22 protein-coding genes and 1 riboswitch are annotated in these 24,844 nt (G+C 71.5%); of the genes, 10 read left to right on the forward strand and 12 right to left on the reverse strand.

Annotated features, from left to right (window positions below):
• Positions 1-21: 21 nt before the first annotated feature.
• A complete protein-coding gene (locus KAF39_RS08990; protein WP_210676946.1) occupies positions 22-1,482 on the reverse strand; it encodes an MFS transporter in 1,461 nt (486 codons plus the stop codon).
• 145 nt (positions 1,483-1,627) lie between these two features.
• On the opposite strand from KAF39_RS08990, the gene KAF39_RS08995 reads away from it, so the two are divergent.
• Both KAF39_RS08995 and KAF39_RS09000 read left to right on the forward strand, forming a co-directional pair.
• A complete protein-coding gene (locus tag KAF39_RS08995; RefSeq protein ID WP_210676947.1) occupies positions 1,628-2,125 on the forward strand; it encodes a metallophosphoesterase in 498 nt (165 codons plus the stop codon).
• On the forward strand, positions 2,122-2,625 hold the full coding sequence (locus KAF39_RS09000; protein ID WP_210676948.1) for a GAF domain-containing protein: 504 nt from the start codon (positions 2,122-2,124) through the stop codon (positions 2,623-2,625). The genes KAF39_RS08995 and KAF39_RS09000 overlap by 4 nt, the downstream gene beginning before the upstream one ends.
• A gap of 8 nt (positions 2,626-2,633) precedes the next feature.
• Here KAF39_RS09000 and KAF39_RS09005 read toward each other — a convergent pair whose 3' ends face one another.
• The 7 genes from KAF39_RS09005 to KAF39_RS09035 form a co-directional block, all read right to left on the reverse strand.
• Positions 2,634-2,993 carry a hypothetical protein gene (locus KAF39_RS09005; RefSeq protein ID WP_025103902.1) on the reverse strand — a complete coding sequence of 120 codons (360 nt, stop codon included), beginning with the start codon at positions 2,991-2,993 and terminating at the stop codon, positions 2,634-2,636.
• Between the two features lie 85 nt (positions 2,994-3,078).
• Positions 3,079-3,552: a 6,7-dimethyl-8-ribityllumazine synthase gene (gene ribH, locus KAF39_RS09010; protein ID WP_210676949.1), complete on the reverse strand. Its 474-nt coding sequence runs from the start codon at positions 3,550-3,552 to the stop codon at positions 3,079-3,081.
• Complete coding sequence (gene ribA / locus KAF39_RS09015; protein ID WP_210676950.1) at positions 3,549-4,817, reverse strand: GTP cyclohydrolase II; 1,269 nt, start codon at positions 4,815-4,817, stop codon at positions 3,549-3,551. The genes ribH and ribA overlap by 4 nt, the downstream gene beginning before the upstream one ends.
• On the reverse strand, positions 4,814-5,530 hold the full coding sequence (locus KAF39_RS09020; protein WP_210676951.1) for a riboflavin synthase: 717 nt from the start codon (positions 5,528-5,530) through the stop codon (positions 4,814-4,816). Before KAF39_RS09020 ends, ribA begins: the two co-directional genes overlap by 4 nt.
• Positions 5,530-6,588, reverse strand: a complete 1,059-nt coding sequence (gene ribD / locus KAF39_RS09025; protein WP_210676952.1) for a bifunctional diaminohydroxyphosphoribosylaminopyrimidine deaminase/5-amino-6-(5-phosphoribosylamino)uracil reductase RibD — start codon at positions 6,586-6,588, stop codon at positions 5,530-5,532. The genes KAF39_RS09020 and ribD overlap by 1 nt, the downstream gene beginning before the upstream one ends.
• A 64-nt stretch (positions 6,589-6,652) precedes the next feature.
• A riboswitch (FMN riboswitch) is annotated at positions 6,653-6,797 on the reverse strand.
• Positions 6,798-6,864: 67 nt separating this feature from the next.
• Positions 6,865-7,728 (reverse strand): Fpg/Nei family DNA glycosylase, encoded by an 864-nt coding sequence (locus KAF39_RS09030; RefSeq protein WP_210676953.1) that lies wholly within the window; start codon positions 7,726-7,728, stop codon positions 6,865-6,867.
• Between the two features lie 50 nt (positions 7,729-7,778).
• Entirely contained in the window at positions 7,779-8,342 is a 564-nt protein-coding gene (locus tag KAF39_RS09035; protein ID WP_210676954.1) for a GNAT family N-acetyltransferase, read from the reverse strand.
• A gap of 143 nt (positions 8,343-8,485) precedes the next feature.
• Between KAF39_RS09035 and mfd the strand changes: the two genes are divergently transcribed.
• Positions 8,486-12,052 carry a transcription-repair coupling factor gene (gene mfd, locus KAF39_RS09040; protein ID WP_210676955.1) on the forward strand — a complete coding sequence of 1,189 codons (3,567 nt, stop codon included), beginning with the start codon at positions 8,486-8,488 and terminating at the stop codon, positions 12,050-12,052.
• A gap of 61 nt (positions 12,053-12,113) precedes the next feature.
• Positions 12,114-12,710, forward strand: coding sequence for a gamma carbonic anhydrase family protein (locus tag KAF39_RS09045; RefSeq protein WP_210676956.1), 597 nt, complete (start codon positions 12,114-12,116; stop codon positions 12,708-12,710).
• Between the two features lie 69 nt (positions 12,711-12,779).
• Here the strand turns inward: KAF39_RS09045 and gdhA are convergent, their stop codons facing one another.
• Together gdhA and KAF39_RS09055 are read right to left on the reverse strand one after the other, a co-directional pair.
• Positions 12,780-14,150 carry an NADP-specific glutamate dehydrogenase gene (gdhA, locus tag KAF39_RS09050; RefSeq protein ID WP_210676957.1) on the reverse strand — a complete coding sequence of 457 codons (1,371 nt, stop codon included), beginning with the start codon at positions 14,148-14,150 and terminating at the stop codon, positions 12,780-12,782.
• A 132-nt stretch (positions 14,151-14,282) separates the two neighbouring features.
• Positions 14,283-16,892 (reverse strand): phosphoenolpyruvate carboxylase, encoded by a 2,610-nt coding sequence (locus KAF39_RS09055; protein ID WP_246878575.1) that lies wholly within the window; start codon positions 16,890-16,892, stop codon positions 14,283-14,285.
• A gap of 174 nt (positions 16,893-17,066) precedes the next feature.
• Between KAF39_RS09055 and nhaA the strand changes: the two genes are divergently transcribed.
• The 4 genes from nhaA to KAF39_RS09075 all read left to right on the forward strand — a co-directional run bounded on the left by nhaA (position 17,067) and on the right by KAF39_RS09075 (position 21,120).
• On the forward strand, positions 17,067-18,236 hold the full coding sequence (gene nhaA / locus KAF39_RS09060) for a Na+/H+ antiporter NhaA (protein WP_210676959.1): 1,170 nt from the start codon (positions 17,067-17,069) through the stop codon (positions 18,234-18,236).
• 18 nt (positions 18,237-18,254) lie between these two features.
• Positions 18,255-18,917 (forward strand): MazG family protein, encoded by a 663-nt coding sequence (locus KAF39_RS09065; RefSeq protein ID WP_210676960.1) that lies wholly within the window; start codon positions 18,255-18,257, stop codon positions 18,915-18,917.
• A 79-nt stretch (positions 18,918-18,996) separates the two neighbouring features.
• The gene (gene hisS, locus KAF39_RS09070) at positions 18,997-20,247 is read left to right on the forward strand and encodes a histidine--tRNA ligase (protein ID WP_246878576.1); all 1,251 of its coding nucleotides are present in this window, start codon (positions 18,997-18,999) and stop codon (positions 20,245-20,247) included.
• Between the two features lie 66 nt (positions 20,248-20,313).
• Positions 20,314-21,120, forward strand: coding sequence for an SGNH/GDSL hydrolase family protein (locus KAF39_RS09075; protein ID WP_210676962.1), 807 nt, complete (start codon positions 20,314-20,316; stop codon positions 21,118-21,120).
• On the opposite strand, the gene KAF39_RS09080 is transcribed toward KAF39_RS09075, so the two are convergent.
• Positions 21,089-21,616 carry a glyoxalase/bleomycin resistance/extradiol dioxygenase family protein gene (locus KAF39_RS09080; protein ID WP_210676963.1) on the reverse strand — a complete coding sequence of 176 codons (528 nt, stop codon included), beginning with the start codon at positions 21,614-21,616 and terminating at the stop codon, positions 21,089-21,091. The genes KAF39_RS09075 and KAF39_RS09080 overlap by 32 nt on opposite strands.
• Positions 21,617-21,708: 92 nt before the next feature.
• On the opposite strand from KAF39_RS09080, the gene KAF39_RS09085 reads away from it, so the two are divergent.
• The gene (locus tag KAF39_RS09085) at positions 21,709-22,488 is read left to right on the forward strand and encodes a helix-turn-helix domain-containing protein (RefSeq protein WP_210676964.1); all 780 of its coding nucleotides are present in this window, start codon (positions 21,709-21,711) and stop codon (positions 22,486-22,488) included.
• On the opposite strand, the gene KAF39_RS09090 is transcribed toward KAF39_RS09085, so the two are convergent.
• The gene (locus KAF39_RS09090; protein WP_210678009.1) at positions 22,464-23,708 is read right to left on the reverse strand and encodes an APC family permease; all 1,245 of its coding nucleotides are present in this window, start codon (positions 23,706-23,708) and stop codon (positions 22,464-22,466) included. The genes KAF39_RS09085 and KAF39_RS09090 overlap by 25 nt on opposite strands.
• 205 nt (positions 23,709-23,913) lie before the next feature.
• Here KAF39_RS09090 and KAF39_RS09095 point away from each other — a divergent pair, with 205 nt between their 5' ends.
• A complete protein-coding gene (locus KAF39_RS09095) occupies positions 23,914-24,834 on the forward strand; it encodes a hypothetical protein (protein ID WP_210676965.1) in 921 nt (306 codons plus the stop codon).
• Positions 24,835-24,844 lie beyond the last annotated feature (10 nt).

Here is a 24,844-nt window from a genome sequence, read left to right on the forward strand (position 1 = left end):
CGTTCCTTGTTCCTTCGGCGTCTAGAGCTCGACGGCGGAGGCGAGACCGAGGTCGTCCTCGTAGTCGTGGTCCTTCGTCTCGGGGGTGAAGATGAGCGCGATGAACGTCAGCACCGCCATCGACGAGAGGTACAGGCCCACGAGCCACGGCTCGCCGCCGACCGCCGCCCACAGGGCCACCGCGATGAACGGCGCCACGGCCGCACCGAGGATCGACGACACGTTGTACGCGATCGCGGAGCCGGAGTAGCGCACGTTCGTCGGGAACAGCTCCGGCAGGAGCGCACCCATCGGGCCGAATGTCGTTCCCATGAGCATGAAGCCGAACACGAGGAAGGCCTGGGTGAGCGCACCGGTGAACTTCGGGTCCGCCTGCGGCAGCAGGAAGAGGTTGAACGACAGGCCGAAGACGACGATGAGTCCGGTCACCCACAGCAGGAGCTTGCGGCGGCCGATGGCGTCGGCGATCGGACCGGACAGCAGCGTGAAGATACCGAAGAACACGACGCCGATGATCTGCATGAGCACGAAGTCCGTGTAGCCGAAGCCGAGTCCGGGGTAGAACTGCGCCGCGAACGCGCTGGGGTCGAAGTCCTTGCCGGTCGCCTCCGCGGCGGCGCGGGCGGCGGCCGATGCGGTCTCCAGGTCGGCGGCCTTCGTGCCGTAGGTGAGCGTGAAGTTCGTCATCAGGTAGAACAGCACGTACGTCGCCAGCATGATGAACGTGCCGAGGATGAGCTGCTTCCAGTGGTGACGGAACACGGTCGCGAGCGGCAGCTTGCGGATCGCGCCGGTCTTCTCCGCCTTCTTGAACGTGTCCGACTCGACGAGCCGGAGCCGCACCCACAAGCCGATGATGACCATGACGGCAGAGAAGAGGAACGGCACGCGCCAGCCCCAGGAGAGGAAGGCCTCCGACTTGAGCGCCGGGTCCTCGGGGTGGGGGAGCGCGAAGTTGATGGCGAGGAAGATGCCGTTCGCGATGATGAAGCCGAGCGGCGCGCCCAGCTGCGGGAACGAGCCGTACCAGGCGCGCTTGCCCTTCGGAGCGTTCTCGGTGGCCACGAGCGCGGCGCCCGACCACTCGCCGCCCAGCGCGAAGCCCTGGGCGAGGCGGAGGACGAGCAGGAGCAGCGGCGCCACCCAGTTGATCTGCTGGAACGTGGGCAGCAGGCCGATCACGAACGTCGCGATGCCCATGGTCAGGAGCGATGCGACGAGGGTCGCCTTGCGTCCGAACCTGTCGCCGAAGTGCCCGAACACGACCGCACCGATCGGGCGGGCGACCATCGCGGCGCCGAAGACGGCGAACGACGACAGCAGCGACGCGGTGTCGTTCGTGCTCGGGAAGAAGAGCGTCGGGAAGACGAGCACGGCTGCCGTCGCGTAGACGTAGAAGTCGTAGAACTCGATGGTGGTGCCGACGAGGCTCGCGGTGATGACGCGCGAGCGGGGATTCGCGGGGGTGGTGGCGGTGCTCAAGGGGTCTCCGATCCTCCGCCGGTATACCGGCGGACTCGGGCGAGTCTACGCCTTCCTGGGAGTTCGCTGGACGTCGATGACGAGACGGTGTCGGGCGCCTCGGTGCCCCCGCGTAGAGTCGGGGGAGACGGGCCGGAGGGGAATCATGACGACGCGGATGCTGCTTCTCGCCGACACGCACGTGCCGAAGCGGGCGAAGCGGCTGCCGGACGCGGTGCTGCAGGCGATCGACGAGGCCGACCTCGTCGTGCACGCGGGGGACTGGGTCGATCTCGCCACCGTCGAGCTGCTCGACGCCCGCGCGCGCGTGCTCCACGGCGTGCACGGCAACAACGACGGCCCCGAGATCCGCCGGGTGCTGCCCGAGATCGCGCGGTTCCGGGTCGAGGACATCGCCGTGGCCGTCATCCACGAGACCGGCGCGGCGACCGGGCGCGAGCGGCGGATGGATCTCGCCTTCCCCGATGCCGACCTGCTCGTCTTCGGGCACTCGCACATCCCGTGGGACACCGTCACCCCGAACGGTCTGCGGCTGCTCAACCCGGGCTCTCCGGCGGACCGGCGTCGGCAGCCGGTGCACACGATGATGCACGTCGTGGTCGACGGGCACGATGTCGAGGCCACCCTGGTGCCGCTCCCATGACGGACGACGGGTCCGACGGGCCGATCGCGTACCGGGCACCGATGCGCTCCCGCGACGATGCCGTGGCTGCGGGGATCGCCGTCGAGCGCGCGCTCGCGGTCGGCGTCTGCGGGATGGGCGGGAGGCTCGACCGCACGCCCTCCTCGCTCGCCGCAGCGCTCGCCGCCGTCGACGCCCGTCATGGTGAGCGGGCGGCGCGGCGGCTGGAGCGGTTCGCGGCGCTTCCGGCGGGAACCCTCGCCTGGACGAGAGACGTCGACGGCCTCTTCTGGCTCGGGACGCTGATCGGGCCCTGGCGTTACGACGACGATCCGGCGGCGGTGGCGGCCGACCTCGTGCACGTGCGCGACTGCACCTGGTCGTCGAGACCGGTGGCGCCTTCCGACGTCCCGCCGGGTGTCACGGCCACGTTCGCCCGCGGGGGACGCAACGGTCAGCGCATCCGCACGGCCGGGGCCGGGGAGCAGTCAGCCGCACTCTGGGAGCGCGGCGTCCGCTGATCGGTGCCTCAGCGCCAGATCGCGGCGATGGCCGCGTTGACAGCGGTGAGGATGCCCACGAGCCAGAAGACGGCGGGCGGGACGACCTGGTCGCGCTTCTGCCGCGCCGTGCCGATGCCGAGCAGGGCGCCGATCGCGAGGAGGATGACGAGCTTCGTGCCTATCTTGGCGTAGTTCATCTCCACGCCCTCCGGAAGGCCCCACGGGGCGGCGAGGGCGAGGCCGGCGACCGCGGCGATCGTCATGCCGATGGTCATCAGACGCGTGAACACCCGCTTGCCGCCGAATGCCTGCGCCGCCCAGGCTCCGAAGAGCACGGCGAAGCCGATGAGGTGGACGAAGAGCACGATGTGGCGCAGGGTCTCCATGCCCTCACCGTACGAGAGCGCGGCGTTCCGCGCCACCAAGGCGCACCTGACCTCGCGCCCGCGAGGGGGCGCGGATCGCGGGTGCTCAGCCGCGCATCTCGCGGATCACGAGAGCGGTGCGCAGCGCGGCGTCCGCCGCCTCCGCGCCCTTGTCCTCCTTCGAGCCCTCCAGGCCCGCGCGGTCCAGCCCCTGCTTCTCGTCGTCGAGCGTGAGCAGCCCGAACCCGACCGGCTTGCCGGCGTCGAGCGAGACCCGGGTGAGGCCGTCGGTGGCCGCCGCCGAGACGTACTCGAAGTGCGGGGTGCCGCCGCGGATGATCACGCCGAGCGCGACCACCGCGTCCGCGCCGCCGGCGAACGCGGCCTGCGCGGCCACGGCGAGCTCGAACGAACCAGGGACCCGCACGAGGCGGTGGGAGGCGCCGGCCTCGTCGAGCACGCGCTGCGCGCCGGCGATGAGGCCGTTCGAGATGACCTCATGCCAGGTGCCGGCGATGACCACGACCTCCAGCCCGCGTCCGTCGATGTTTCCGGTCTTCGGTGCTCCGGCGCCGCTCATTCCTCGTCCTTTCCTGCCGCGAGGGCCTCGGCGAGCTCTGCCTCGCCGATGATGTGGCCCATGCGATCGCGCTTGGTCTCCAGGTACTGGTGGTTGTTCGGGCCCACGCCCACGATGAGCGGCACCTGCTCGACGACGTCGAGGCCGAGCTCGCGCAGCTTGGTCACCTTGTCGGTGTTGTTGGTGAGCAGGCGCACCTTCGACACTCCCAGGTCGGTGAGGATCCCGGCCGCCGCCGCATAGTCGCGGGCGTCCGCCGGAAGGCCGAGCGCCAGGTTCGCGTCGACCGTGTCCAGGCCGTCCTCCTGCAGGCTGTAGGCGCGCAGCTTGTTGATGAGGCCGATGCCCCGCCCCTCGTGCCCCCGCATGTAGATGACGATGCCGCCCTCGCGGTCGATCGCGTCGAGCGCCGCGTCGAGCTGCGGTCCGCACTCGCACTTCTGGGAGCCGAACGCCTCGCCCGTCAGGCACTCGGAGTGCACGCGCACCAGGGCGGTCTCGGTGGGCTCACCCGAGACGACGGCGATGTGGTCGGTGCCGGTGACGCGGTCCTTGTAGGCGAGGAAGCGGAACGTGCCGTGGTCGGTGGGCACGGTCGCGTCCGCGCGCAGGCTCACGCGGCGCCCGCGGTGGGCGGCCGGTGTCGCCCCCTCCGGGTCGATCTCGTTGAGGTACGCGATGAGCTGCTCGATCGTGATGACCGGTACGCCGTCCCGTGCGCCGAGCTCCATCAGTCCCGGCAACCGCATCATGCTGCCGTCCTCCGCGACCACCTCCGCGATCGCGCCGACGGGGCGGAGGCCGGCGAGCTTCATGAGTTCGACGGCGGCCTCGGTGTGGCCGCTGCGCTCGCGCACGCCGCCGTCGACGGCCCGCAGCGGCAGCACATGGCCGGGGCGGATGAGGCTCGCGGGGGTCGAGTCGGGGTTCGCGAGCACGGTGAGGGTGCGGGCGCGATCGCTCGCGCTGATGCCCGTGGTCACGCCTTCCGCCGCATCGACGCTCACGGTGTACGCCGTGGAGCGGGCGTCCTCGCTGGCCGCGACCATCGGGGGCAGGTTGAGGCTGTCCGCGAGGTCGGTGGGCATCGGCGCGCAGAGGAAGCCGGAGGACCAGCGCACGGTCCACGCGACCCACTCGGGGGTGGCGAGCTCGGCGGAGAGGACGACGTCGCCCTCGTTCTCGCGGTTCTCGTCGTCGGCCACGAGCACGGGGCGTCCGGCGCGCAGCGCCTCCAGTGCCTCGGGAATGGTTGACAGGCTCATCGGGAGCCCCCTTCCGGTGCGGCGCGGAACGCGAGCAGCCGCTCGACGTGCCGCGCGAGGATGTCGGTCTCGAGGTTCACGCGGTCGCCGACCGCGCGCGTGCCGAGGGTGGTCGCCGCCAGCGTCTCCGGGATGAGCGACACCTCGAACCAGTGCCCGCCCTGGGCCCCTTTGCCTGTCGAAGGGTGGGCCCCTGAGCCCTCCTGGGCCCCTGAGCCTGTCGAAGGGTGGGCCCCTGAGCCTGTCGAAGGGGTCGCAGGGCTCACCGCGCTCACCGTCAGCGACGTGCCGTCCACGGAGATCGAGCCCTTGTCGACGACGAGCGGCGCGAGGTCGTCCGGAAGGCTGATGCGCAGGACGCTCCACTGCGCGCCGGGTCGCACCTCGAGCACCGTCCCGGCGCCGTCGACGTGGCCCTGCACGATGTGACCGCCGAGGCGCGCCCCGACGGGCATCGCCTTCTCGATGTTGACCCTGGTGCCGACGGTCGCCTGGCCGATGGCCGCGACGTCGAGCGTCTGCTTCATGACATCGGCGTCGAACGTCTCGGGAGTCGAGCCGACGACGGTCAGGCAGACGCCCGAGACCGCGATCGACTCGCCGTGGACCGCGTCCGCGGCCGCCTTCGGGGCGCGGACCGTGAGCCGCCAGCCGTCGCCCGAGTCGGCGATGGCGGTGATCTCGCCGATCTCCTCGATGATTCCGGTGAACATCAGAGGCTTCCCTCCTTCTCCGGGCCGACGCGGTCCGGGTCATCCGCGTCCGCGGGGTGCGCGATCGCGAGCAGGTCTGCGCCCAGCGGCAGCCATTCGTCGACGACGAGGCGGCGCGCGTGAGCGATCGAGTCGACGCCGATATCGGTGAGCGCTGTTCTCCGGCCGCCGAGCAGCACCGGGGCGACGTAGGCGAGCACGCGGTCGGCGAGTCCGGCGGCGAGGAAGGCGCTGGCGAGGGTCGGCCCTCCTTCCACGAACAGCGTCTGGATGCCGCGCGCGTGCAGGTCGGCGAGGACCGCCGACAGGTCGTGCGTGTCGTAGAACAGGGGGGCGTGCGGGTGGCGGTGCACGGCCGCGTCCTCGGGGGTGGGGCGCGTGCCGATCACGACCGGGACCGGCTGGTGCGGCAGGAGCACGTCGCCGTCGCGGGCGGTGAGCGCCGGGTCGTCGGCGAGGACCGTGCCGGTGCCGACCGCGATGGCGTCGGCCTGCGCGCGTCGCCGGTGCACGTCGGCCCGGGCCTCCGGACCGGTGATCCACTGGCTGCTGCCGTCGTCCGCCGCAGCCCGCCCATCGAGGCTCTGGGCCCACTTGACGATGACCTGCGGCCGACCGAGCCGTGCCGCGGCGAGCCAGTCGCCGATCAGCGCGTGCGCCTCGGCGGCGCGTTCGCCGGATTCGACGCTGACGCCGGCGGCCCGCAGCCGCTCCGCGCCCCCGCCGGAGACCTCGCCGGGATCGTCGAGCGCATAGACGACGCGGGCGACCCCGGCGTCGATGAGAGCGAGCGCGCAGGGACCGGTGCGGCCGGTGTGGTTGCAGGGTTCGAGGGTGACGATCGCCGTCGCCCCCTCGGCAGCGCCCGGGGCGAGCTTCGACAGCGCGTCGACCTCGGCGTGCGGCGTGCCGGAGCCCCGGTGCCAGCCTTCCGCCAGCACCTCGCCGTCGGGGGAGAGGAGCACGGCGCCCACCTGCGGATTCACTCCGCGGGGGCCGCGCGTCGCGAGGGCGAGCGCGCGATCCATCGCGCGGCGCTCTGTCGCGGTCACTGCCATCCGTCGTCCTCTCTGCGGCCTCGGGGTCGCTGCAGGGTGGCGGAACGGACGCACACGCGTGCGCCTCGTGCTGCCTCCCTTCCGGACTAGCGAGGTGTCCCTCGCATCACCGTCGGTTCCGGAATTCCACCGGATCGGCATCCCGATCACTCGGAACGCTCGCGGACTGTCACCGCCGGTTCGGATTCCCACCGACCCCGGAGCACGTTGCTGCTCTGAGTGTACTCAACACGTCCGCGCCCGTTTCATTCCGCGGCAGGGGCCGTGCGCGGCCCGTCACTTGAGCAGGCGGGACAATCGGCGGTCGGCGAGGATCTTGCCGCCGGTCTGGCAGGTGGGGCAGTACTCCAGCGAGCGGTCGGCGAAGAAGACGCTGCGCACCTCGTCGCCGCAGACCGGGCAGGCCTCCCCGCGCCGGGCATGCACGCGCATGCCGCGACGCTTGGCGTCCTTGAGGTCGGCCGGAGGTTTGCCGGACGCGGTAGCGACCGCCTCGGCGAGGGTCTCCTGCATCGCCGCGAACAGGCGGTCGATCTCCGCATCGTCGAGCGTGCCGGCGATCGCGTAGGGCGACATGCGGGCGGCGTGGAGGATCTCGTCCGAATAGGCGTTGCCGATGCCCGCGATCACGCCCTGGTCGCGCAGCAGACCCTTGATCTGCATCCGCCGGTCGTCGAGCAGGGCGGCGAAGGCGTCGCGCGTGAACGAGGGATCGAGCGGATCGGGACCGAGGCGGGCGATGCCGGGCACCTCGTCGGGGTCGCGGACGACGTACACGGCCAGCGACTTCTTCGTCCCGGCCTCCGTCAGATCGAAGCCGCTGCCGTCGTCGAGAGCGATCCGCAGCGCGATGGGCGACTTGCCCGGCTTGAGGAGCGTGGTCGGCAGGGTGTCGTACCAGCGCAGCCATCCGGCCTTCGCCAGGTGGAAGACGAGGTGCAGGTCGGGTCCGCAGGACAGCACCACGAACTTGCCCCGACGCTCCGCCCCCGTGATCTCCGCGCCCTGGAGCGCCGAGATCGGCGGGTCGTAGGTCTTCAGCGCGGCGATCGCGGCCACGGAGGCACGGGTGATCGTGCGTCCGGTGGTGCGCTCGCCGAGGAACGCGACGAGTCCTTCGACCTCCGGCATCTCGGGCATGCAGCCATCCTGTCACCGGGGTCCGACGCTGTCACGCGTCGGTCATCCGTTCAGAGCACCTGCCACTCGACCGGCGTCCGGTCGTCCTCGCGCAGCAGCGCCGCGCTCCAGCCGTCGTCCCGTCCGCGCTGGCAGGTGAGGCCCTGGCGCATCGTGCCCTCGAACCGGAAGCCGAGGGCGCGGGCGGCGCGAGCGGAGGGGATGTTGCCCACGACGGCCTGCCAGCGGATGCGGGCGAGACCGAGCTCCGCGAAGCCCCAGTCCAGCACCGCGCGGGCCGCCTCGACGAGGTAGCCGCGGCCGCGGGCATCGGCGACGACCCAGTAGCCGAGCTCGGCGTGGCCGCCGGCCGCGTGCTCGACGATGTGGTGGAGCCCCACCATGCCCACGAGCGCGCCGTCGGCGTAGACGCCCCAGACGGTCTGCGAGCCGTCCTCCCACCACTGCGCCACGAGGGCCACGAAATCCTCCGCGTCCTGCCGGAAGTAGGGGGAGGGCACCGTCGTCCACCGGGCGATCTCGGAGTCCTGGCAGGCCGCGGTGATCGCGTCGACATCCGCCTCCGTCGGTGCACGGAGGACGAGGCGTTCGGTGGTGAGGGTGACGGCGAGCATCCTTCCAGCCTAGAACGCGCGACCCGGCCCCTTCCGTCTGCCCCGGCCCCTTCCGGGCGCGCGCAGAGGGGTGGGAGGCACGGAAAGGGGTGGGATGTGAGGAAGCCGACCGCGGTGTCGGCGGGCGCGATTAGGCTTGTCCGGTGACTGTGCCGGGGATTCTGCGCGCCTTGGAAGAGGCGTCTCTGTATCGTGACGCTCTCGCCTGGGCGCACACCGACGCCGACCTCGGCCTGGTCGACGGGCTCGACGCGCCCGTGCTCGCCGGTCTCCTCGCCAAACGGGCAGCGGCCGGCCACCCGGCGTCGCTGCTGGCCGTGGTGCCGACGGGGCGACGCGCGGAGTCGGTGGCGCAGGCCCTGGAGACGTACGTCCCGGATGCCGAGGTGCTCACGTTCCCGGCCTGGGAGACCCTGCCGCACGAGCGCCTCAGCCCCAGCCCGGACACGGTCGGCCTGCGCTTGCAGACGCTGCGCCGCATCGCCGAATGGTCGGGGGAGCGTCCGCTGGTCGTCGTCGCATCGGTGCGCGCCGCGCTCCAGCCTATCGCGGGCAACCTCGGCGACATCGTGCCCCTGGAGCTCGCCGTGGGCGGCCGCGGCACCGAGCTCGACCACGTCGCCGCGCAGCTCGTCGAACGGGCCTACTCCCGCGTCGACATGGTGTCGCGACGCGGCGAGTTCGCCGTCCGCGGTGGCATCCTCGACGTGTTCCCTCCCACCTCCGAGCACCCGTATCGCGTGGAGTTCTTCGGTGACGAGATCGACCAGATCCGGGCGTTCTCCGTCGCCGACCAGCGTTCGCTCCCCGGCGACGTGCCGCGCGTCGATCTCCCGCCCAGCCGCGAACTCCTGCTGACCGCGGAGGTGCGGGAGCGTGCCCGCGCGCTCATCGGCGGCTTCCCCGCCATCGGCGGCATGCTCGAGAAGATGGCCGAGGGCATCCCGGTCGAGGGCATGGAGTCGCTGCTGCCCGCGGTCGCCGGCCCGCTGAAATCCCTCGCCGAGTACCTGCCCGAGGGCAGCGCCACCGCCGTCATCGACCCGGAGCGCTCGACCGCGCGGGCCCTCACCCTCGGCGAGACCAACCGCGAATTCCTCGACGCCGCCTGGAGCGCGGCCACCTCCGGTGCCTCGGCGCCCATCGACCTCGGTGCCGGCGACTTCCTCACGATCGCCGAACTCCGCGAGGTCGTGCGCGACCGCGGCGGGGTGTGGTGGCGCCTGAGCCCCTTCGGGATCGGTGACGCGACCGCCGAGAGCGTCGAGGCCGCCACCGTCATCCCGTCCTTCCACGGCAACGTCGACGGCGCGATCGCGTTCGTCGACGCGAAGGTCGCCGACGGCTGGCGGGTGGTCGTGCTCGCGACCGGTCACGGCCTCGTCGACCGCGCCCGCGACGTGCTCTCCGACCGCGGCATCGCGGCCCGGGTGGTGGAGACCATCGCAGACGCGCCGGACCCGGGGGTCGCGACCCTCACCGTCGGCACCGTCGAGGCCGGCTTCCAGGTGCCGGAGGCGAAGCTCGCCGTCCTCACCGACAACGAGTTCTACGGCCGCACGATCGGCGGCGATCAGCGCGTCGTCAAGAAGCTCGCCTCCCGGCGGAAGAACGTCGTCGACCCGCTGCAGCTCAAGCAGGGCGACTTCGTCGTGCACGCCACGCACGGCATCGGCCGGTTCGTCGAGATGACCCAGCGCGAGGTCTCCACCGGCGGACGCAACGCCGCGAAGTCCGTCCGCGACTACCTCGTGCTGGAGTATGCGCCTTCCAAGCGCGGCTACCCCGGCGACAAGCTGTACGTGCCCACCGACCAGCTCGACCTCCTGTCGAAGTACGTCGGCGGCGAGGCCCCGACCCTGTCGAAGATGGGCGGCAGCGACTGGGCACAGGCCAAGGGCAAGGCGCGCAAGGCGGTGCGCGACATCGCCGTCGAGCTTGTGAAGCTGTACTCCGCGCGCATGAGCGCCAAGGGGCACGCCTTCGGGCCGGACACGCCCTGGCAGCGCGAGCTGGAGGAGGCGTTCCCGTTCGCCGAGACCCACGACCAGCTGCAGACCATCGACGAGATCAAGGCCGACATGGAGCGGCCGATCCCGATGGACCGGCTGCTCTCGGGCGACGTCGGCTTCGGCAAGACCGAGGTCGCGGTCCGCGCCGCGTTCAAGGCGATCCAGGACGGCAAGCAGGTGGCGATGCTCGTCCCGACCACCCTGCTGGTCAAGCAGCACCTCGAGACGTTCACGGAGCGCTTCGCCGGGTTCCCGGTCAAGGTGCGGCCGCTGTCCCGCTTCCAGACCGACAAGGAGGCGCGGCTCACGCTGCAGGGCCTCCTCGACGGGTCGGTGGACATGGTCATCGGCACCCACCGGATCCTCACCGACCAGGTGATCTTCAAGGACCTCGGCCTCATGATCATCGACGAGGAGCAGCGGTTCGGCGTCGAGCACAAGGACGCGCTGAAGAAGATGAAGACCAACGTCGACATCCTCGCCATGAGCGCCACCCCTATCCCGCGCACCCTGGAGATGGCGGTCACCGGCATCCGCGAGATGTCGACGCTGGCCACGCCGCCGGAGGACCGGCACCCGATCCTCTCGTTCGTCGGGCCCCGCAGCGACAAGCAGATCGCCGCCGCGATCCGTCGCGAGATCCTCCGCGAGGGGCAGGTCTTCTTCGTGCACAACCGTGTGCAGTCGATCCAGCGGGTGGCGGCCGAGCTCGCCGAGCTGGTCCCCGAGGCGCGGATCGCCGTCGCCCACGGACAGATGGGCGAGCACGCGCTGGAGCAGGTCGTCGACGACTTCTGGGAACGCAAGTTCGACGTGCTCGTCTCGACCACCATCATCGAGACCGGTCTGGACATCTCCAACGCGAACACGATCATCATCGACCGCGCCGACAAGTACGGCCTCAGTCAGCTCCACCAGCTGCGCGGCCGGGTGGGTCGCGGACGGGAGCGGGCCTACGCGTACTTCCTCTACGACGACATGAAGCCGCTGAGCGAGACCGCGGCCGACCGGCTGCAGACCATCGCGGTCAACAACGACCTCGGCTCCGGCATGCAGGTCGCCCTGAAGGATCTCGAGCTCCGCGGTGCCGGCAACCTCCTCGGCGCCGAGCAGGCCGGACACATCGCGGGGGTCGGTTTCGACCTCTATCTGCGCATGATCGGCGAGGCCGTCGCGACCTTCCGCGGCGAAGAGGTCGAGACCGGGCAGGAGCTGCGGCTCGAGCTGCCGCTGGACGCCCGCATCCCCGAGGACTATATCGACAGCGAGCGCCTGCGGCTCGAGGCGTATCAGAAGCTCTCCGCCGCCTCGGCCGCGACCGCGAAGGACGACGCTATCGACCTCGTCGTGGAGGAGCTCGTCGACCGGTACGGCACGCCGCCGGACGAGGTCACCGGACTCGTGTCCATCGCCCGACTCCGGCGGCGGGCGGCCAGGGCCGGACTCACCGATGTCGTGGCGATGGGCTCGAACCTTCGCCTCGCGCCCGCCCGCCTGGAGGACTCGATCAAGGTCCGGCTGCAGCGGCTGTACCCGAAGGCGAAGCTCGTCGCCGGGGGCGAGGCCCTGGTCGTGCCCATGCCCACCGTGCCCGCCGCGGTCGGGGTCGGCGTGGAGCCGTTGCCCGACGCCGAACTCCTCACCTGGGTCGACCAGCTCTTCACCGCCATCTTCCCCGAGCCCGCCAAGCCCGAGTGAGCCGGTGGTGATGATCTCCGAAGTCGTGCACCCCGAGGATGCCCGGGGCTAGTCTGGCCGCATGTTGTACGAGCACCTCGGGGCTCGGCCCCGCATCCATGACACCGCCGTCGTCGCTCCCACCGCCGTGATCTCCGGCGACGTGGAGCTCGGGCCCGGCTGCCAGGTGCTGCACGGCGCCGTCATCACGGCGGAGGGCGGTCCGATCACGCTCGGTGAACACGTCATCGTGATGGAGAACGCGCTGATCCGGGCGACCGCGGCGAACGCCGTCCACATCGGCTCCCATACCCTCGTCGGCACGCTCGCCAGCATCGCCGGGGCGACGGTGGGGGAGGAGGTCTTCTTCGCGTCCGGGGCCCGCGTCTTCAACGGGGCGCTCGTCGGTGACGGGTGCGAGGTGCGGGTCAACGCGATCGTGCATCGCCGGGCCGTGCTGCCCTCGGGCACGGTGGTGCCGATCGGGTGGGTCGCGGTCGGCGATCCCGTTCAGCTGCTCTCACCCGACCGGGACGCCGAGATCGCGGCGGCGCAGCCCGAGCTCGACTTCCCCGGACACGTCTTCGGCGTCGATCGCGATACGCCCGATCTCATGGTCCAGCTCACGGAGCGCTACGGCAGCTCCCTCGCGCGGCACGCCGACGATCGTCAGGTCTGACCCCCCCTTCGAATCGCGCGATCGGTCCCGGATCCGGCCGGAATCAGACCGATCGCGCGATTCGACAGGTCAGATGACGCCCTGGGCGAGCATCGCCGCCGCGACGCGCTCGAAGCCCGCGATGTTGGCGCCCGCGACGTAGTCGCCGGGGACCCCGTGGCGCTCGGCGGCCTCGAAGGCGGCGCGGTGGATGTCGCCCATGATCTCGCGGAGCTTGTCCTCGCTGTCGCCGAAGCTCCAGCGCTGCCGCGAGGCGTTCTGGCTCATCTCCAGCGCCGAGGTCGCGACGCCGCCCGCGTTGGCGGCCTTGCCGGGGGCGAACAGCACGCCGGCCGTCTGGAACGCCTCGACGGCCTCGGGCACGCACGGCATGTTGGCGCCCTCGGAGACGGCACGCACCCCGTTGGCGATCAGGGCCTCGGCGTCGGCGAGGCTGACCTCGTTCTGAGTGGCGGAAGGCACCGCGATGTCGACCGGCACCTCCCACACGCTGCCGCTCTCCACGAAGCGTGCGCTCGGGCGGCGGTTCGCGTACTCGACGATGCGGGCGCGCTCGACCTCCTTGATCTGACGCAGCAGATCGAGGTCGATGCCGGCGTCGTCGACGACGTAGCCGGAGGAGTCGGAGGCGGTGACCGCGGTGGCGCCGAGCTGCGCGGCCTTCTGGATGGCGTAGATCGCGACGTTCCCCGAGCCCGAGATGCCCACGCGCTTGCCCGCCAGGGAGTCGCTGTGCACGGCGAGCATCTCCTGCGCGAAGAACACGGCGCCGTAGCCGGTGGCCTCGGTCCGCACCTCGGCCCCGCCCCATCCGGTGCCCTTGCCGGTGAACATGCCCGACTCATGGCGGTTGGTGACCTTGCGGTACTGGCCGAAGAGGTAGCCGATCTCGCGGCCGCCGACGCCGATGTCACCCGCGGGGACGTCGGTGTGCTCGCCGAGGTGGCGGTAGAGCTCGTTCATGAACGACTGGCAGAAGCGCATGACCTCGGCGTCCGATTTGCCGTGCGGGTCGAAGTCGGAGCCGCCCTTGCCGCCGCCGATGCCCTGACCGGTGAGCGCGTTCTTGAAGATCTGCTCGAACCCGAGGAACTTGATGATCGAGAGGTTGACCGAGGGGTGGAAGCGCAGTCCGCCCTTGTACGGACCGAGCACCGAGGAGAACTGGATGCGGTAGCCGCGGTTGACCTGCAGCTTCCCGGCGTCGTCGACCCACGGCACCCGGAACATGATCTGCCGCTCCGGCTCGACCAGACGCTCCAGGATTCCGCCGTCTACGTATTCCGGGTGGCGCTCCAGCACCGGGGCGATGGAGTGCAGCACCTCGTGGACGGCCTGGTGGAACTCCGGCTCGTGCGGACTGCGCGCGAGCACCGTGTCGAAGACGGGCTGCACGGAGTCGGCGAGCGGGTGGAAGTCGGTGGGGGTGGTGACGGTCACGCGGGAGGGCTTTCTGGTGGGGGATGGGGTGCGGGCGATCGTGTCGCGCGCGAAAGCAGAGCCGGGTGAGGCGGAGGTTTCACTCTAGCGTCGGCGACAGCGGCCTCCGCGCACCCGGCGGGAGGGCTCGGATCACCCGGTGTTCTGCAGGCCGGCGGCGACCCCGCTGACGGACAGCAGGAGCAGACGCTGCTGCTCGGCATCGGCTCCCGAGCCCTCCGGCTGCTCCGGTGCCGACCGGAGCGCGCGGAGCGCTCGCAGCTGCAGGAGCGAGAGGGCGTCGACGTAGGGGCTGCGCAGCTGCACGGCTCGCTGCAGGATCGGCTTGTTCTGCAGCAGGTCGTCGCCTCCGGTGAGGCGGATCACCCACCGGCGCGTGAGCGCGAGCTCATCGAGCACCAGGGCGGCGAGGTCGTCGCGGTCGCCGAGGGCCAGGTACTGGCGGGCGATGCGCTCGTCGGTCTTCGCGAGGCTCATCGCCACGTTGTCGACCATCGTGTGCAGCAGCGGCCACTCGCGGTAAGCCTCGGCGAGCAGATCCTCGTCGCCGACGGCGTCGAGCGCGGTGCCGAGACCGAACCAGCCGGCGAGGTTGATGCGGGCCTGGGTCCATGCGAACACCCACGGGATGGCCCGGAGGTCTTCCAGCGACTCGACCGAGAGACCGCGACGGGCGGGCCGCGAGCCGAGCGCCAGCAGACCGATCTCCTCCATCGGGGTCACGGTCGCGAACCACGGGGCGAAGCCGTCGGCCTTGACGAGGGCGAAGAACCGCTCGCGGGAGGCGGCGTCCATGGTCGCGGCGACGTCGGCGTAGCGGGCGGCCGCGCGGCTCGTGCGCTCCTCGACCGAGGGCGAGGAGGCGAGCAGGGTCGCCGCGGCGACCTGATCGATGTGCCGCATCGCGATCGCCGGCTCGCCGTACCGGGCGAAGATGACCTCGCCCTGCTCGGTGAGCTTGAAGCGGCCGTCGACGGAGTGCGGCGGCTGCGCGAGGATCGCCGAGTTGGCGGGACCGCCGCCGCGGCCGAGCGCACCGCCGCGGCCGTGGAAGAGGGTCAGCTCGATGCCGTTCTCCTGGGCCCAGCGCGCGATCTTCTCCTGCGCGGTGTACAGCGCGAGGTTCGCGGCGACGGGCCCGACGTCCTTGGACGAGTCGGAGTAGCCGAGCATCACCTCCAGGCGGTTGCCGGTCGCGGCCATCCGCTCATGGAACTCGGGGAAGGTGACGGCTTCGGCGAGGATCCCGGGGGCGGCCTGCAGGTCGGCGAAGGTCTCGAACAGCGGCACGACGTCGAGCACGGGGGCGGCGTCGCCGAGCGCGTGGCGGGCGAGCCGGTGAACGTTCGCGAGGTCGGAGGCGGCCTGGGTGAACGAGACGACGTAGCGGCCTGCGGCCCGCAGACCGCGGTCGCGCTGGATGTCCGCGATCGCACGGAAAACCTCCAGCACCTCCTCGGTCTGCGTGCTGATCGCCCCGCCGGATTCCAGCTCGGCCAGGGCCTTGGCGTGCACCTGGGAGTGCTGACGCACCTCGAGCTCGGTGAGGTGGAAGCCGTAGGTCTCGACCTGCCAGATCAGATGCTGCACGCCGCCGAACGCGTGGCGGCGGGCGCCGGCGTCGACCAGGGAGGACTGCACGGCGCGCAGCTCCGCGAGCAGCTCCTCCGGATCCGCGTAGCCCTCGTCGTCTCCGCGGCGGGTGGCCGCCACGCGGCGGGCCATCACCAGCACGACCCGGCGGTGCGGCTCATTGGGTGAGCGGGCGGCGAGTTCCTCGGCGACGGCGGGCTCGGCGGTCGCGAAGCGCTCCCACAGGGCCATGACCTCGGCGCTGGCGGGGGTGTCATCGGCGGAGAGCGTCAGGGTGCGGCCGATCCGGTCGAGCGCCCGCTCGAGTCCGCGGAGCACGTGCTCGGAGGCGATCTGCGACGCCTCGCGAGTCACGGCGGCGGTGACGAACGGGTTGCCGTCGCGGTCGCCGCCGACCCAGGAGCCGATCCGCACGAACGCGGGGACGACCGGAGCGCTGGCGCCGGACTCCTCGCCGCGGAGGGCGTCGTCGATGCGGCGGTAGACGTGGGGCACCGTGGTGAACAGCGTCTCGTCGAAGACGCCCATCACGGTGCGCACCTCGTCGGTGGGGGAGGGCTTCTGTGCGCGCAGCGGCGCCGTCCGCCACAGCGTGTCGATCTCCTCGAGCATCCGGCGGCGGGCGCGGTTCTCCTCGGAGCCGCCCGCGCTCGCCGCGTCGTGCTGGGTGAGCAGCTCGGAGAGGCGCCGGATGCTCGACGAGACCGCGCGGCGCCGGGCCTCGGTCGGGTGCGCGGTGAAGACGGGGTGGAAGCGCAGGCCGTCGAGGCGCCGACGGGCCTCGTCGTCGCCGACCTCCTCGCGCAGCCGGGCGTACGCCCCCGCGACCGTGTCCGTCGCCTGGGTCCCTGAGCCTGTCGAAGGGGTCTGTCCCGCGCGCTCCCGGAGCACGCGCACGCGCTGGTGCTCCTCGGCGAGGTTCACGAGGTGGAAGTAGCAGGTGAACGCGCGGGCGACCTCGTCGGCGCGGGCGATCGTGAACGACTCGGCGATGGCCGCGGCGCGCTCGAACGCGTCGGAGGTGTGGTCCTCGTAGGCCTGGATGGTCGCGAGACGCAGCCGCTCGACGTCCTCGAACAGGTCGTCGCCGCCGGCCTCGCGGAGCACCTGGCCGAGGAGCTGGCCCAGCATCCGCACGTCGGAGCGCATGGCATCGGGAATACCGCGACCGGCTTCGAAACGACCGATCACGCGGATGGCCTCGGTGGGCGTCGGCTCGGAGAAAGCGGGGGAATCGGGGGTCACCCTCCGAGAGTAGCCGGGTGGATCGGGGTGTCCTGCACGCATGACGGCCGTGTGACGCCGCGGCCTACGATGGAGTCGATGCGCATCACAGCGAACCCCCTCCGCGGGCAGCAGTTCCCCGCCGTCCTCCTGCTCGTCGCCGCCGGCCTCGGCCTGCTGTTCGCGAACCTGCCCACGCACGACGCCATCGCGGGGCTGCTGGAGACGCACCTCGCCGTGCCGGGGACGGCGCTGGACCTGTCGGTCGCGCACTGGGTGTCGGACGGCCTGCTCGCGATCTTCTTCCTCGTCGTCGCGATCGAGCTGCGGCACGAGCTCACTCACGGCGAGCTCGACTCTCCGCGGAAGGCCGTGCAGCCGGCCATCGCGGCGACCGGCGGCGTGCTCGTACCGATCCTCGTGTACCTGCTGATCGCCGGGGGCCCGGAGACGGCGTCGGGCTGGCCGATCCCGACCGCCACCGACATCGCCTTCGCGCTCGGCGTGCTGGCGATGTTCGGGCGCGGACTCCCGTCCCGGGTGCGGGTGTTCCTGCTCGCGCTCGCGATCCTCGACGACATCATCGGCATCATCTTCATCGCGGTGCTGTTCGCGCATGACGTCCAGTGGCTGCTCTCCGGCCTCGCGATCGTCGGGGTCGCGGTCTTCTGGCTGCTGAGCCGCCTGCTGCACGCGACCGGCCACACCCTGGTCGCGATCGCGATGGCCGTCGTCGGCGTGGTCACCTGGGGCCTGGTCGCCTCCTCCGGCATCCACGCGACCATCGCCGGGGTCATGCTCGGCCTCGTCATGGCGCCGGTGCCCGCCGGGCGCACCCGGCATGCGCTGGAGCCGACGGTGAACGGGGCGATCCTGCCGCTCTTCGCGTTCGTGGCGGCGTTCGTCGTGATCCCGGCCGTCTCGCCGACCGCGCTTTCGCCGGCGTTCTGGGCGATCGTCGTGGCGCTTCCGGTGGGGAAGATCATCGGTATCTCCCTGTTCGGCTGGCTCGCCATGCGCATCCGCCCAAAGGGGGCCGACCCGGCGCTGCCGTTCGCCGACATCCTCGCCGCCGGAGCCCTGGGCGGCATCGGATTCACCGTCTCGCTCCTGCTCGCGAACCTCGCGTTCGAGGGCGATGCGGTCATCCGCGACCAGGCGATCCTCGGCGTCCTCGTCGGCTCGCTGCTCGCGCTGATCCTCTCCGGCATCGTCGTCACCCTCCGCGCCCGGTGGTACCGCCGCGTCGCCCCTGTCCCCGCCGTCTGAACCGATCCCGGAGGAAGCATGAGCAGCGAGCCGCAGAGTCCCGAGGGCATGGACGATCCGCTGCGTGCGGCCGCCGAGACCATGCGCGCGGTGCGGGAACGGTGCGTGTGGTCGCAGCGCATCACCCATCGCGACCTCGTGCCGTACCTCATCGAGGAGTCGCACGAGGTGATCGACGCCGTGGAGGACGGGGCGCCCGCCGACCTCCGTGAGGAGCTCGGCGACCTTCTGTGGCAGGTGCTCTTCCACTCGGCCATCGCCGCGCAGGACCCGGATGACCCGTTCGACATCGACGACGTGGCTCGCACGCTCACCGAGAAGATGGTGCGCCGGCACCCGCATGTGTTCGGCGACGAGGTCGCGGAGACGCCGGAGCAGGTGCTCGTGCACTGGAACGCCGCCAAAGCGGCGGAGAAGCGCACGCGCCGCAGCGTGCTGGACGGGATCCCGCGGGGGATGCCGGCCCTCGCACGGGCTCAGAAGATCGCGGGACGCGCCGGCGGAACCGCGGCGCTCCCCGAGGAGCCCGTCGGCCCGCGTCCGGCCTCGGAGGAGGAGCTCGGCGACGCCCTCCTCGCCCTCGTCGTGACGGCGCGGGCCGAGGGCTGGGACGCGGAGCGCGCCCTGCGGGAACGGCTGCGGCGGGTGGAGGAAGACGTCCGCGCCGCCGAGGCGGGCTGAGTCCGTCCGCGTCCCGGCACGGGCACCGCCGTCGACCTGGGAAGATGGACGGGTGGCTACCGTGAACGCGCCGCGCGGCATGCGCGACTTCCTCCCCGCCGACAAGGCCCGCCGTGAGCGGGTGCTCTCCGTCATCCGCGACCGCTATCGCGCCCACGGATTCGACGAGATCGAGACCCCCGTGGTGGAGGAGTACGACCGCCTGCACGCCGGGATCGGCGGCGACAACGAGAAGCTGTCGTTCAACATCCTGCGCCGCGGTCTCGATGCGGACGGCATCCGCGCCGCGGCCGACGACCCCGCCGAGCTGTCCGACCTCGGTCTGCGCTACGACCTGACCGTGCCCCTCGCCCGCTTCTACGCGAGCAACCGCGGACAGCTCCCCGGCGTCTTCCGCTCCATCCAGATCGGGCCGGTCTGGCGGGCCGAGCGTCCGCAGAAGGGGCGCTACCGCCAGTTCGTGCAGTGCGACATCGACATCATCGGCGATGCATCGGCGCGCGCGGAGGCCGAGCTGCTGGCCGCCTCCCTCGACGCCGTCGACGCGCTGGGCCTCGAGGGCGCGAGCGTGCGGATCAACGACCGCCGCGTGCTGGAGTGGATGCTGGAGCACTTCGGCTTCACCGAGGGCGAGCGTCCGCAGGTGCTGATCACGATCGACAAGCTCGACAAGATCGGGCCCGAGGGCGTGGCCGCCGAACTCCGTGAGCGCGGGGCGACCCCTGCGGCGGTCGATGCGTTCCAGGCCTTCCTCGGCCGCCCGCAGACGCTGGAGCACCACCCGTTCGGCGACCGCCAGATCCGCAAGGCGCTCCCGGACGGTGTGCCGGACGAACTCGTCGCGCACCTCGTCGGCATCGGTGAGGCGGTGGCGGCGGGCCGCGGACAGGACGACATCCCGCTCGTGTTCGATCCGTTCCTCGTCCGCGGCATGGGCTACTACACGGGGACGATCTTCGAGCTCGCGCACCCGTCGGTGACGTATTCGCTCGGTGGCGGCGGCCGGTACGACGGCATGATCGGACGATTCCTGCAGCAGGACGTGCCCGCGGTGGGCTTCTCGCTCGGGTTCGAACGCCTGGTCGACCTCGTCTCGACCGATCCGGCCACCGCGCCGCAGGCGATCGTGCTCGTCCACGATGCGGCCGTCCCGGTGGCCGAACTCGTCGCCCACAAGACGGCCCTGGTCGCGAAGGGCGCGCGCGTGCGCCTCGAACAGCGCACGAAGAACCTCAAGGCGCTGCTGGAGCGGTCGGCCGCGGACGGGTACACGCACTTCGCGAGCGTGCGGTCCGGCGATGTCGAGCTCGAGGTGAAGACCCTGGCCTGAGCCGGCGTCCGTCGGCCCGACGGGCATGTTCACCGCGCGTTCACGCCGGTCGGTTCCCATCGGAGGGTGCGCCGTCTCCGCTTCCTGATCATCGTCGCGCTCGCCGCGGTCGTCGTGGCAGGGTCCGCCCGTGCTCTTCTCGACCAGCAGGCGGCGCTCGCCCGCCGTCGTATCGGGAAGCCGCTCGGTGAGCAGCCGCCGGCGGCCGATCGCGTCTGGCGTCCGCGCCTCGACGGGGTCCCTCTCGACCTCCTGCTGCTGGGCGACTCGCTCGCGGCGGGGCTCGGTGCCTCCCGTCGGAAGGAGACGCTCGGGGCGCGCCTCGCGAAGGCCGTCGCACGCCGTCTGCGCCGCCCGGTCCGGCTGCACACCGCCGCCGTCGTGGGGTCGGAGTCGCCAGACCTCTCCGCCCAGCTCGACGGGCTGTCGCCGGGCGACCGTCCGCACGTCGCGGTGATCGTCGTGGGCGGCAACGACGTCACGCACCGTCTCCCCACCGCGACGTCGGCACGGCACCTGCGCGATGCGATCGCACGTCTGCACGCCCGGGGCGTGCGCGTCGTCGTCGGCACGTGTCCCGACCTCGGCGCGCTCCGGGCCGTGCCGCAGCCCCTGCGCCGCATCGCCTCGGTGCTCTCGCGCCGTCTCGCCGAGGTACAGGCCGAGACCGCGCGGCGGTGCGGCGCGGAGCCGGTGGACCTGCGGCGCGCGGTCGGTCCGATGTTCTTCGACGAGCCGGAGGAGATGTTCAGTCTGGACCGGTTCCATCCGAGCGCCCTGGGCTACCGTCGCACCGCGGAGGCGCTGCTGCCGGCCGTCGAGCGCGCCGCGCGGGCCGCGCTCAGCTCCCGGCGTCCTCCGGAGCCGCGCTGAAGGAGGCCGCCCACTCCGCCACCCGCCGCGCGCTCTCCTCGTCGGACAGATCCTCCACGCGGGTCATGATCGACCACCGCACGCCGAACGGGTCGCGGATGCTGGCGTACCGGTCGCCGGACACGAACAGCGACGGCGCTTCGCGCACGGTCGCCCCGGCCGACACGGCGCGCGCGACGACGGCGTCCACGTCCGGCACGTAGAGGCCCATCGAGTAGCAGTCGTCGTCGCCCGTGGGGGCGGGCACGAGATGGTAGTCGGGGCTGGGCTCACCGAGCTGGAGACGCCCGAGCCCGAAGTCGAGGTCCGCATGCGCGACGACGCCGCCGAACTCCGTGACGTCGACGACGCGGGCGCCGAAGACGTCCCGGTAGAAGGCGACGGCCGCGGCCGCGTCGGAGATCGCGAGGAACGGGGTGAGCGAGGTCGCGCTGTGCGGGCGGCCGTCGGTCGTGTGCGTGCCGGTCGCACCGGCGCGAGGTGTCTGGTCTGTCATGCCGCCACGGTAGATCGTCGACGGAGGGCGCCGCTTGAAGATCCGCGACACGTCTCTCCGGCGTCGTCGGCGGTGCCCTCTACGCTGGCCGCATGGTGGACCCGACCCGTGGCGTGCTCTATCCGTCCCACCTGCCGACCTTCCACCGGCTGGCTCCGGATGCGGAGGCCGCCGACGCGGTCGCCTGGTTCTGGATTCCCGAATGGCGCCTTCCGGAGGGGGCGGTGTCGCGGCAGGAGCTCGTGTCGTATCCGGCGGTGAACCTCGTCGTCGCTCCGGAGGGCGTCACGATCTCGGGAGCCACCACGCGGGCGTCGACGCGAGAGCTCCGGGGTGCGGGATGGGCCGTTGGTGCCCTGCTCCGACCGGCCGCAGTGGCGGCGCTGGTGGACGATGCGGCGGTGCTCGTCGATGCGGAGCATCCGTTCGACGCCCCGGACCTGCACGCCGCAGTGACGGCGGCGATGGGACGGGATGAGCGGCACCGGGAGACCGCCGTCTCCGCGTTCTCCGCGTGGCTGTCGCAGCGGATCGGACCGCTCGGTGCGGCGGGGTGGCAGGCGAACGCGCTTGTCGACGTCCTGTGGGGCGAGCGCGCGGCGCTGACGCCGGAGGAGGCGGCCACACGCCTCGCCGTGTCCGTGCGGACGCTCCAGCGGCTCACCCATCGGACTGTCGGGCTCGCCCCCGGAGCGATCATCCGCCGCCGTCGGCTGCAGGAGGCGGCGCAGCGTCTGCGTGACGAGCCGGAGACCGATCTGGCGGCGCTCGCCGCCGCTCTCGGGTACGCCGATCACGCTCACCTGTCGCGTGACTTCTCGGCCGTCCTCGGTCTGCCGCCGCGGGATTATCGCGCGCGGGCGTCCGGCTGAGCCCGTCGCAGCCGCAGCAGCCGTCCCGCGATGCCCAGCAGTACCACGCCGGTGCCGATCAGGGAGGCGAGCGGGGGCAGCGTGCTCACGAGCACGAGACAGCCGAGAACACCCACCACCTGGAGCGCCCGGGGATACCGTCGGGCGGTGCCGTGCTGGCGGAACGCGGCGGCGTTCGCGATTAGGTAGTACAGCAGCACACCGAAGGACGAGAACCCGATCACCTCTCGCAGGTCCGCGAGGAGGACGAGGAGGATCACGATCGCGGCGATGGCGATCTCGGCGCGGCGGGGCACCTGGAACCGGTCGTCGATCCGGGTGAGGAATCGCGGGAGGTCGCCTTCGCGTGCCATGGCGAGGGAGGTGCGGCCGATCCCGGTCAGCAGCGCGAGCAGCGCACCGAGGGACGCGGCGGCCGCGGCGATGCGTACGACCGGCGCGAGCGCCGACCAACCGGACGCCGTGAGCACGTCGGCGAGCGGCGCGGCGGATCCGCGCGCGTCACCGCCGAGCACGAGGAGGACGACTACGCCGACGAGTCCGTAGACGACGACGGCACCGCCGAGCGCGAGCACGATCGCCCGCGGGATCGTGCGCGCAGGGTCGACGACCTCCTCGCCCATGGTGGCGATCCGCGCGTAGCCGGCGAAGGCGAAGAACAGCAGCCCGGCGCCCTGGAGCACGCCGTAGACGCTCGCGTCGGGCAGCGACGCCGGCGTTGCGGTCGGCGCCGCACCGAAGCCGACGCCGACGACGACGGCGAGGCCGAGCAGGGAGCAGGCGACGAGGATGCGGGTGGCCAGGGCCGTCCTCGTCACCCCGAAGCAGTTCACGGTCGCGAGGGAGGCGACGGCGAGTGCGGCGATCGGCACCTCCCACCCGGGGGGAGCGGCGTAGGCGGCGAACGTCATCGCCATGGCCGCGCAACTGGCGATCTTCCCGACGACGAAGCTCCATCCCGCGATGAATCCCCACCACGGCCCGATCTCCGCGCGCGCATAGGCGTACGTCCCTCCGGCGACCGGGTGGACGGCGGCGAGCTGCGCGGAGGCGGTGGCGTTGGCGTAGGCGACGACGGCGGCGATCGCGAGCGCCACGAGGATTCCGCTGCCCGCGACACCGATGGCCGGCGCCCACACGGCGAAGACCCCGGCGCCGATCATGGATCCGAGTCCGATCGCGACGGCGTCGGCGAGCGTCAGGCGGCGGGCGAGGGGCATCGGGTCATCGTCCCACGCCGGGGTGAACGGCGGGTGACGCGTCAGCCGCGCGCGCAGACCGCCCGGCAGATGCTTCATATCGGTGTGCTGGCGCGACATCACTGGGGTTTCGCTGTCTGTCCCCCGGATGGTGGACAGACACGCCTTCTGAGGCTGCCTAGCGTGGCATCGCGCTGGCATCTGCGCCGGCTCAGAAGGGAAGAAAGTGTTGAGAACCAACCTCGCGCTCGTCGGCTCACTCGCGGCTGCGGCGGCGCTGACGTGCACCACGATCTCGCCGGCCCACGCGTCGGACGACTCAGCGAATGATGCCGAAGTGGTTGCCGCGACGATCGAAGCTGCTGCGCCTGCGACAGACCTCTCCAGGCCTGGTGAGATTGTTGCCGGTCGACTTGTCACGAGCGTCGCCGGTGTTGAGTCTTTCGTGCCATTGGCGTCAGATGCTGAGGTCGTCGTGACGAGGCCGACGGAGGAGGGAGAACAGGCTGTCAGTATCGCGCTTCCTGATGAGCTCTCAGTTGGCCAGGGTGCTGTCGCCGACGATGGAACAGTTGTACACGCGGCCGACGACAATTCGGGAGATGCTGTCGCCGTTCAGACACTCGAAAATGGATCCACTCGCATCCAGACAGTGATCGGAACTTCGGACAGCGCTCACGAGTTCGGCTATCGGATGGATGGCTATCAGCCGTATCTGTCTGACAGCGGGGAGGTGATTTTCATCGACGATCAGAAGAACCTGGTCCCGGTGGCGGCGCCTTGGGCTGTGGGGGCGGACGGGCGCTCCGTTCCCAGTCGGTACGAGATTCGCGGCGACGAACTGTTCCAGATCGTCATTCCCGACGCCTCGACGACGTATCCCATCGTTGCAGACCCTACGTGGCAGTGGACCGGGCCGGCCTGGGGGATGAAGCTGAACCGCTCAGAAACACGGCGAGTCCGCGACTATGCTGCCGCGATCGGCATGTGCGGTGTCTTTGCGAAAGCTGCACGAGTGAGGGTGTGCGGAGTCTTCGCGTCTTACATCGTGGCGCAAGCGAATCTCGCGCAGGGAGACAACCCGAAGACCTGCCTGTTTTTCACTGCTGCCCCGATCCCCGGAGTGATCTGGAGGATCAAATGCTGAACGGAGGACC

The organism is Microbacterium sp. BLY, assembly GCF_017939615.1.
In the GTDB taxonomy this organism is placed as follows: Bacteria; Actinomycetota; Actinomycetes; order Actinomycetales; family Microbacteriaceae; genus Microbacterium.